Annotated in this window: 9 protein-coding genes; 5 read left to right on the plus strand and 4 right to left on the minus strand. The window is 67.3% G+C overall.

Annotated features, from left to right (window positions below; all coding sequences use genetic code 11):
- The first annotated feature begins 26 nt into the window (after positions 1 to 26).
- Genes NZK81_RS18185 through NZK81_RS18200 form a run of 4 tightly spaced genes read left to right on the plus strand, consistent with a single transcriptional unit; the run spans position 27 to position 3,190 of the window.
- Positions 27 to 1,352: an erythromycin esterase family protein gene (locus NZK81_RS18185; RefSeq protein WP_260047509.1), complete on the plus strand. Its 1,326-nt coding sequence runs from the start codon at positions 27 to 29 to the stop codon at positions 1,350 to 1,352.
- Positions 1,349 to 2,008 carry a dienelactone hydrolase family protein gene (locus tag NZK81_RS18190; protein WP_260047510.1) on the plus strand — a complete coding sequence of 220 codons (660 nt, stop codon included), beginning with the start codon at positions 1,349 to 1,351 and terminating at the stop codon, positions 2,006 to 2,008. Before NZK81_RS18185 ends, NZK81_RS18190 begins: the two co-directional genes overlap by 4 nt.
- Entirely contained in the window at positions 2,005 to 2,691 is a 687-nt protein-coding gene (locus NZK81_RS18195) for a phosphoribosyltransferase (RefSeq protein ID WP_260047511.1), read from the plus strand. Before NZK81_RS18190 ends, NZK81_RS18195 begins: the two co-directional genes overlap by 4 nt.
- Positions 2,692 to 2,743: 52 nt before the next feature.
- Positions 2,744 to 3,190, plus strand: a complete 447-nt coding sequence (locus NZK81_RS18200; RefSeq protein ID WP_260047512.1) for a host attachment family protein — start codon at positions 2,744 to 2,746, stop codon at positions 3,188 to 3,190.
- Positions 3,191 to 3,244: 54 nt separating this feature from the next.
- Here NZK81_RS18200 and NZK81_RS18205 read toward each other — a convergent pair whose 3' ends face one another.
- Positions 3,245 to 4,081, minus strand: coding sequence for a PhzF family phenazine biosynthesis protein (locus NZK81_RS18205; protein WP_260047513.1), 837 nt, complete (start codon positions 4,079 to 4,081; stop codon positions 3,245 to 3,247).
- 15 nt (positions 4,082 to 4,096) lie between these two features.
- Positions 4,097 to 4,423: a UrcA family protein gene (locus NZK81_RS18210; protein WP_260047514.1), complete on the minus strand. Its 327-nt coding sequence runs from the start codon at positions 4,421 to 4,423 to the stop codon at positions 4,097 to 4,099.
- Between the two features lie 101 nt (positions 4,424 to 4,524).
- Between NZK81_RS18210 and NZK81_RS18215 the strand changes: the two genes are divergently transcribed.
- Complete coding sequence (locus NZK81_RS18215) at positions 4,525 to 5,910, plus strand: aminotransferase-like domain-containing protein (protein WP_311202112.1); 1,386 nt, start codon at positions 4,525 to 4,527, stop codon at positions 5,908 to 5,910.
- Between the two features lie 16 nt (positions 5,911 to 5,926).
- Here NZK81_RS18215 and NZK81_RS18220 read toward each other — a convergent pair whose 3' ends face one another.
- Positions 5,927 to 6,661: an FprA family A-type flavoprotein gene (locus NZK81_RS18220; RefSeq protein WP_260047515.1), complete on the minus strand. Its 735-nt coding sequence runs from the start codon at positions 6,659 to 6,661 to the stop codon at positions 5,927 to 5,929.
- Positions 6,662 to 6,726: 65 nt separating this feature from the next.
- The coding region (locus tag NZK81_RS18225; RefSeq protein ID WP_419181713.1) for a beta strand repeat-containing protein at positions 6,727 to 9,477 on the minus strand (2,751 nt) is incomplete at its 5' end.

Consider the following 9,477-nt stretch of genomic DNA (forward strand, 5'->3'; position numbering starts at 1 on the left):
CGTGTTGAAAACCTGCGGAGCATCCCATGACGATGCAAGGCCGGATAACAGTTGACCAAACGGCGCTCGCGCACGGTCTGCGTGCCGCTGGCGAGCGCTTGCCCAGTCCCGATGCGCCCGATTTCGCCGATGCGTTCGAGCGCTTTGGCGACGCGCGCGTGGTCCTCCTTGGGGAAGCCACGCACGGCAGCCATGAATTCTATGCCGCGCGTGCGGCGATCACGCGGCGGCTGATCGAACGGCACGGCTTCAATTGCGTGGCGGTGGAGGGCGACTGGCCCGACATTGCCCGGATCGACGCCTATGCCCGCCACCGCGCGCCGCGTCCGCGCCGGGGGGAGGCGTTCGTGCGCTTCCCCACCTGGATGTGGCGCAACGAGGAAGTGCTGGCCTTCGCCGACTGGCTGCGAGGGCACAATGCGGCGCTGCCCGAGGATGAACGCGCGAGCATGCATGGGCTCGACGTCTATTCGCTGAGCGAATCGATGCATGCCGTGATCGCCTATCTCGATGCCCACGATCCGCAGGCCGCTGCCGAGGCCCGGCGGCGCTATGCCTGCCTGATGGCATGGCAGGACGAGCCGCAGCACTATGGCCGGCAGGTCGAGTACGGCAATCTCGGCGACTGCGAGGATGCGGTGGTAGCGCAGCTCGAACGGTTGCTGGCCGAGCGGATGGAATACATCGGGGAGGACGGCGAGGCCTTCTTCGATGCCGAGCAGAATGCGCGGATCGTGCGGGCGGCCGAGCAGTACTACCGCGCCATGTATCGCGGATCGGCGGCAAGCTGGAACTTGCGCGACCGCCACATGTTCGACACGCTCCTGCGGCTCATGGCCCACCGCGAGGATGCGCGCACGGCGATCTGGGCGCACAATTCTCACATCGGCAATGCCTCTGCCACCGCGATGGGCTGGCGGGGTGAGTTCAACATCGGCGAACTGGTGCGCGCCGCCTTCGGCGATCAGGCCGTGCTGATCGGTTTCGGAACCGACCGGGGCACCGTGGCCGCCGCTTCCGACTGGGGCGCGGACATGCGGGTGATGCAGGTGCGTCCGGCGCGCGACGACAGCTGGGAAGCGGCTTTTCGTCGCACCGGCCTTGCCCGCAGCCTGACCGACTGGCGCGGCCACAAGCGCAAGGACCTTGCGGGTCTGCTCTCGCAGACCTTGCTCGAACGCGCGATCGGGGTGGTCTATCGGCCCGAAACCGAGCGCGCGAGCCACTACTTCGAAGCCGTGATCGCCGACCAGTTCGACGCCTTCGTCTGGTTCGAGGAAACCAGGGCGGTCACCCCGCTGGGCCATGAAAGGCCGCACGGCGCCCCCGAAACCTGGCCGTTCGGGCTATGAGCGCGGCGTCCGCCAACGGCCTGGCGCATGAAGTGCGCTTCGGCGACAAACCGGAACTGGTGGCTATTCTGGGCGTGCCCGAAAATGCCCGGGGCCTTGTCGTCTTCGCCCATGGCAGCGGCAGCGGAAGGCTCAGCCCGCGCAACAACTATGTTGCCGCGCGCCTGCGCGAAGATGGCATGGCGACGTTGCTGCTCGACCTGTTGAGCCCGCAGGAAGAGCGGGACCGTGCCAACGTGTTTGACATCGCGCTGCTCGCCTCCCGGCTGCGTCTGGCCGTGGACTGGGCGGCGAGCCAGCCGGAAACGCGGGACCTTCGTCCTTGCTACTTCGGCGCCAGCACCGGCGGCGGCGCGGCGCTGATGGCAGCCGCCGGCGATCCGCGCATCGCTGCGGTGGTGTCGCGCGGCGGGCGGCCCGACCTTGCCGGGGCGGAAGCCCTGGCCCGCGTGCAGGCGCCGACGCTGCTGATCGTCGGAGAGATGGACGGCGTGGTCATCGACCTGAATGCCTCGGCCTACGATGCCATGCAGTGCGAGCGGGAAATGACGATCGTTCCGGGGGCGGGCCATCTCTTCGAGGAGCCGGGAACGCTGGATCAGGTCGTCGCTCTCGCCAGCGAATGGTTCCGCCGACATCTGGGAGGCACGCAATGAGGGGCCGCACAAGCTTTGCCGATCGCGAGGAGGCCGGGCAGTATCTGGCGCGGGCGGTCGAGGCGCTAAATCTGGACAACCCCGTCATCCTTGCCTTGCCTCGCGGCGGCGTGCCGGTCGGCTTCGAAGTGGCCAAGGTGCTCGGGGCGCCGCTGGACATCCTGATGGTTCGCAAGATCGGGGCCCCGGGGCACGAGGAATATGGCATCGGTGCGCTGGTGGACGGCGCTTCGCCCCAGGTAGTCGTGGACGAGGCGATGGCGCGGATGGTGGGCGCCAGCAGTGAATACATCGACCGGCAGGTCGAGCGGGAACTGGCCGAGATAGAGCGCCGCCGCGTGCTCTATCGCACCGGCCCGCCGATCGCGCTCGAAGGGCGGACGGTCGTCATCGTCGATGACGGGATCGCGACCGGCGGCACTGTGCGGGCGGCCCTGCAGGGGCTTGCCAAGGCCAGGCCGGCGCGGATCGTGCTTGCCATTCCGCTCGCGCCCAGGGATGTCCTGCCCGATCTGGAGGCGCTGTGCGACCGTGTGGTCTGCCTGGCGTCGCCCGAGCCGTTCCATGCCGTGGGGATGCACTACCGCGATTTCCGGCAGACGGAGGATGCGGAAGTCATCCGCCTGCTCGCCGAGGCGCGGGGCTGGACCAAGCCCGGACTGGATGAAACCAGGGTGTCCTGAAGGGATTGGCTTGCCGCGTTGAAGCATGGTCGGATCGAGAAAGGGTGATACGATGAAGATCGAGAACGGCACATTGGTGATGGTTCTGGATGGAGCCAAATCCCTCGTTTTCAGGAACGATGGCGACAGCAAGTATCCCGTCCTGACCACGATACGGCATGAAGAGACGGCCAATGCGTCATCCGGAGAGATCGGGTCCGATGCGGCGGGGCGAGTTCAGATGGGTATGGGCACGCGCGGCAGCAGCTACGGGGAGACCGACTGGCACGAGCATGCCGAGGAAACTTTCGCGAGGGATGCCGCCGCCTTGCTGGAAAGTTTCGCGGCCGGAGCGCCCGGAGCCGGCGTGGTCGTGATTGCAGCACCCCGGGCTCTTGGCGAACTGCGCAAGCATTACGGCCGCGAGACGAGCGCGCGGCTGATCGGCGAGATCGGCAAGGACATGGCGCATCACATGACCGACGACATCGTCGACGTCATCGCCGCGCACAAGTCCTGAATGCGTGCTTGCCCGGTCTCCGGGGGAGGCCGGGCAAGCGTCTGCCCCGACGTGTCATCCTTGTCCGGAAAACAGCGTTCGGGTGCGTCCGCCGACCCAGACCTGACCACTCGCATCCTGCCGCAGGTCGACCCGGCCGCTCCGGCCCAGTCGTGTGCCCTGCGCGGCCACATAGTGATCCCGTGCCCGTCCGCTGGAGAACAGCCATTGCGCGACGGAGGCATTGAGGCTCCCGGTAACGGGGTCCTCGATCAGGGAGCCATCCGGTCCGGTGAAGAGCGCACGTACTTCGAATGCTGCCTCGCCACCGGGCGCGTGCGGCCCCACGATCCCGATGTCCAGCCGTTCCGGATGGTGCCTGATCGGGTCGATTGCCAGCACCGCTTCCGCCGATGACAGCAGTACCGCGATCCAGCCCGGCCCGTTGTCCACCCAACGGGCTTCGACGATCGCTTCGGGATCAACCCGCAGTGCCTCGGCGATCTTCGCGACCTCGGCTTCGGTCGGTACGCCGTCACGGATCAGTGGCGGCGCCGCAAAGGCCAGGCGCTCCGCTTCCCGGCGAATTTCCACAAGGCCAACGCCGCATTCCTGAACGACGATGCCTTCGCGCTTCGGCCTGCCGCCGGCTTCAAGCCACGCGTGGCAGGTGCCGAGCGTCGGGTGTCCGGCGAAGGGCAGTTCATGCGCGAGCGTGAAGATCCGTACGCGATAGTCGGCATCGTCGCGCGTCGGCGGCAACAGGAACGTGGTTTCGGACAGGTTCAGCCAGCGCGTGATGCGCTGCATGTCCTCGGTGTCGAGATCCTCGCCATCGGCGATTACCGCGAGCGGGTTGCCGGTGAAGGGATCGGTCCCGAACACGTCGACGAGTTTGAAGGGGCGTTTCATGCGATCTCCTTCCGATCAGTTGTAGCGCTGATGCGCAAGGGTCAGCAAAGGGGCATCGATCCGTGTCACCGTTTCGGCCACGCTGTTGCGCCAGCAAGTGGATCTGCGGACGGACAGCTTTACTTCGCGCAGGCTGAACGATGATGCGCCGCACACGGTGAGCGCCGCGTTTTCGATCCGTGCGAGCATTCGCCGCGCTGCTTCTGGCGTATCGGGATGCAGGTCTGCCAGTTGCAGGGTGACAGCATAGCTGTTGGGGCCGACCTTGTCCTGCGCGGCGGCGGGGGCTGCCGTCGCGATGCAGAGAGCGGCGACGAGCGACGGATAGAGCTTGGTCTTCATCTTTTCCTCCTGTGCGCCCTCCAATGCATGAAAAACGCTGGCCACCACAGGGACGGATAGATACAATTCAATAAAACCGTACCGATCAGGATTTCAGTACAGTGGCTACGATCAATCTTACTCGCACCGGACAGGTCATGCAGTCGATCCGGGACCGCATAGACCGGCGCGTCCTGACTCCGGGCTCCCGCCTGCCTTCCGTGCGGGCCATGGCCGAAGCGATCGGCTTTTCGAAATCGACGGTGGTGGAAGCCTATGACCGGCTGGCGGCCGATGGTGTGATCCGGTCACGGCCGGGTGCGGGATTCTATGTCTCGGCCCCGCTGGCCCCGCTGTCGCTGGACCGGATCGGTGCGCCTGCCGAGCGCGAGGTCGATCCCCTGTGGATGCTGCGCCAGTCCCTGATGGGGCCATCGGAGGCGCTCAAGCCGGGTTGCGGGTGGCTGCCGGACGACTGGCTGGCGGGCGGGCCGATCCGCAAGGCGCTACGCGCGGTTGCGCGCAGCGACGCGGACGGGCCGCTGACGCAGTATGCATCGTTGCTCGGGTCGCCGCCGCTGCGCGCGTTGCTTGCCCGGCGGCTCGACGATCAGGGTGTCGGTGCCGCGCCGGACCAGATCCTGCTGACCGAGAGCAGCACCCATGCGCTCGATCTCGTCAGCCGCTTCCTGCTCGAACCGGGCGATACCGTGCTGGTCGACGATCCGTGCTACTTCAATTTCCTCGCACTGTTGCGCGCGCACCGGGCCAACGTCGTCGGGATACCCATGACGCCGACGGGGCCGGACACGACCGCGTTCGCGGCGGCACTGGCCGAGCATCGGCCGCGTTTCTACCTGACCAATTCGGCCAGCCACAACCCGACGGGCGCGACGTTGTCCGCGGCCACCGCGCATCGTCTGCTCAAACTGGCAGAACTACATGATCTGGTGATCGTGGAGGACGATGTCTTCGCCGATTTCGAAGATACGCCAGCCCCGCGCCTTGCCGCTTTCGACGGGCTCGACCGGGTGATCCGCATCGGCAGCTTTTCCAAGTCGGTGACCGCGGCCATACGCTGCGGACACATTGCCGCACGCCCGGACTGGATCGAGGCTCTCGCGGACTTGCGCATTGCCACCTCGATGTCAGGCAATCCGTTGTCGGCCGAAGTGCTCCATACCGTGCTGACCGATGGCGGATATCGCCGGCACATAGAGGGTGTGCGCACGCGCCTTGCCCGCGCCCGGGCACGAACGATCGAGCGGCTGCGCAAGATCGGCATCACACCATGGATCGAGCCTGCCGCAGGCCTGTTCATCTGGGCACGTCTCCCGGACGGACTCGATGCCGCAAAGCTCGCCCGCGCCGCGCTGGCGGATGACATCGTGCTGGCGCCGGGCAACGTGTTCAGCACGAACGGGATGTGGAGCGACTATCTGCGCTTCAACGTTACCATGAGCGACGACGACCGCGTCAGCGCCTTTCTTGCCCGGGCCTGCGGCTGACGGCGCGATCCGTTCGTCAGGGCTGGCCCGCCAGAGACCCGGCCAGCCTGCGCAGCAACCCGCCGCCATCACCCCGCCATGCGCTGCCGTGCATGCAGGCGAGGACCTTCGGTTCGGCGGCGGCGAGGCGGGCCAGTGTCGGCCCGGTTTCGGGGCCGTGGGCGTAGTAGTCCATGGCCTGGCGGAAGGCTTCGCTGGGCGTCAGGATGTCGGTTTCGGTCAGTGCCTCGGTTCCTTCTCCCGGCTGGGTGAACAGGTCCCCGCACATCAGCGTGCCGGTGACGGTTTCGAACAGGAAGCCATTGTCCCAACCATGTGGCACATGCGGCGCATCGAACCATTGCACCGTGCGTCCCCCGAGATCGAGCGTTTCGCCATCGGGGATCACCTGCGGCGGCCTGTCGGCCATGTCGCCGACCGAGGTCATGGCCCCGATGGCGCTGCACAGGGGTACGGCATCGGGCGCGCACGCGAGCCACTCGTTCAGCGAGCCGCACTCGTCCGCCTCCATGTGGCAGAACCCGATGTAGCGAACCCGCGCGCAAGGCATAACGTGCTCCACTGCCTCGCGCACCACTTCGAAAATCTGGCGGGGACCGGTGTGGAACAGGAGCGGGCGCTCGGCCTCGACCAGATACTGGTTGAAGGAAAAGGCCATCCCGCCCTCCAGGGCGACGGGCGTGTTGATGCGCCAGATGCCATCGGTGATCGCGCTGATGTTGGTTCCGGTCTTGCTGTTGGTAACAGTCATACGGCCTCCTGCGTTTGTGCGCGCCGAACAGTGTCCCGGCGAGGCTGCCTTCGGGTGGCGGCGATCTATTGTTCGTTCCCGGAGCAGCCTTCCGAGCCACATTGGCTTCCCCACAGGTCCTCGTTGCCTACGCCGGTCACGGGTTCGTCGACAAGGGGTTGCAGCCTGTCCGGCTCGGGCTCCTTGAACCCGATGGTCTCGAAGAACAGGTTGGTCGTTCCGAGCGGATCGCTGCCATCGACGGTCTGTTCGAGATCGGGCTTGGTCGGTGTCGGCGTCGGCGAAATCAGGCACGTCAGCCCGATTATGCAGCCATTGACGGACGACAGCGGATCGAAGAGCCCGCCCGCCGCTGCGGCGTTGCCGTTGATGATGATCGTGCCGACCGTGTCGAGCCCGCTTACCGGATTGCCACCGGCATCGAGCGTGACGCCGTTGACGACGATCCGGGTCGTGCCCGAGGCGGTGTTGATCGCCAGCCTGTTCGCCGTGAAACCGAGCCTGTCGGCGTATTCGGTCGAGCTTCCTAGATTCTGGATGAAGATCCCGTCGGAGACCGAGGCGTCGATCCCTCCGGCCACGAGCACGTCCGCGCCGCTGGCCATGCCCGGCGCATCGAGCAAGGCATTGGTGGCAACCACGTCGCCGGTCGGGTCGAGCAGGCCGAGCGTGGCGGAATCGGCGACCGCGAACGTATCGGCGGAGACTGCCAGTGTACCGAGCGGCGTGCCGGCGGAATCGGTCATGACGAGGCTGCCACTGTCCGTAACGACATCGAGCCGGGTGGCATTGATATTGAAGGTGTCGGAGGCGCTTGCGGTCGCCAGCGTCACGTTGCCGAAGACAGCGATCCGTCCGCCAGAGACCAGCGAGAGCGTTCCGCCCGTGCCGATGTTGCCCGCCGGCCCGTAGGCGAGGGCAAGATCGCCGACGAAGGTGTCCGCGACGGTGCCGTTGCCGGGTATCCGCACGGTAATGCCGCCGTCTGCGAAGACACGCGCGAACTCGGCGCCATCGAGGCTGTAGCCTCCTGTCTGCGGGGTGCCGCCGAGGAACGTCGGATTGCCGCCGTCGCTGTTCGTCAGATCGACCGTGGCCGTCGTACCGCGGGTGCCGATCTGGCCGGTCGGGCCGATCGCGATGTCTGCGGACGTTGCCGTTATGGCAGTGCCTGTCGCCACGGCGTCGAGCGCTAAGGTCTGTCCGGCGGTAATGTCGAGTGTGCCGCTCGACGTCAGCGGTCCCCCGGCATTGACGTCGGTCGCTGCATCGAGCGTCAGCCCCGCGCCCGTGACCGCGCCGGTGTTGCTGACCGAACCGCCGCTGCTCGACAGGGTCACCGCGCCGGTCGCGTCCACCGTCGCAACGAGCAGATCGCCCGCAACCCGCAGCGCCAGGTTGCCTGCCGTCGCATCGGCGCTGGTGAACGAAAGCCCGCCGGTCGAACCGATGTCGACGGACTGGCCGAGCACGGTCACAAGATCGCTCGACAGCAGGTTCCCGACCGTTACCGGGCCGGAGAGCGCTTGCAGCAACGTGGTTCCGCCTGAGGTCAGATCGGTCATGTCGATGCCGGAATCGGCAAGGACGGAGACATTGCCGCCCGAGGTAATCGTCCCGGTCGACGAGAGGCTGGCCGGGGTGGTCACGCTCAGCGCGCCGCCGCTGGTGAAAGCACCGCCGCCGGTGATGTCGAACACGACATCGCCGGTGCTCGCAATCGTGCTTGCCCCGGTCACCGTGAGATCCGATCCCACAGCCTGCAAACGGAAGCCGAGGCCGTCCGCGCGTGCCGTGTCACCCAGCGCCGAGGCGGTCAGTGCACCGCCGACCGTGATCGAGGCGCCCGGCGTGGCGGTCCCGCTGGCGAGACCCACGAATCCGGCGGTCGCCAGACCGGGCGTGCTGCCCGCTCCTGCGGTCGCATCGGCGACGAAGGTCGCATCGCTGCCGACCGTGAACGTGCCCGCGGCGACCGTCATCAGGGTGTTGCCGCCGATGGCATCCCCGCCAGCATTCATGCCGGCGCCACCGATGCCACGGGCATCGAGAGTCAGAGCGCCGGTGATGGTGGTCGCGCCGCCGGTCTGTTGCGTAATTGCGGCCGTGCCGCCCGTGCCGGTGCCGCCGTTTGCATTCGTGCCCGAGGCCGTGCCGCCGGTACCGACAGCCAGCAGGTCCAGATTGCCGCCCAGCGCGACTAGGCCGTTGTTCGTGGCCTGCACGAGCGCAGAGCCCGCGGTACCGTTGCCGCCTGCAGCTCCGGCGATGTTTGCCGCGCCGCCGGAGGCGCCGCCGTCGATGGTGGTATTGCCGCTTACGGTCAGGCTGCCACCGCTTGCCGCAGCGGTGGCCGTCCCGCCCTGCGCATCGATGCCAGCGAACGTGGCAAGGGCACTCAGGCGTTGCGCGGCGGCCTGTACCTGAAGGGCTCCGCCGATGCCGATGGCACCGCCGGTGGTCTCGATCCGGGCCGTGCCTGCCGTGCTGGTGCGCCCGTCGCTCGCCTCTCCGGCGCCGAAGATCGCGTTGCCGCCGATGTTGGTGTCGGCGAGCGAGAGCGATCCGCCCTGCGCGAGGATCGTCGCCGTGCCGCCCGTTGCCATGCCGCCGGTTCCGCCCGCGCCGAAGGCCGATGCGGACTGGGCGTTGGCGATGATGTCGGTGGTGCCGCTCACGCTCACCGCTGCAGTGCCCGCGGTGCCGAGGCGGGCCGTGCCGCCCCGGGCATCGCCGCCGCTGCCGGTCTGCGTGATGTCGATGTCCTGCGCCAGGGCGCCGGCCGAGATGGTCAGGTTGCCGCTGGCGATCGTGGC

It is taken from the genome of Novosphingobium mangrovisedimenti (assembly GCF_025153475.1).
Lineage (GTDB): Bacteria > Pseudomonadota > Alphaproteobacteria > Sphingomonadales > Sphingomonadaceae > Novosphingobium > Novosphingobium mangrovi_A.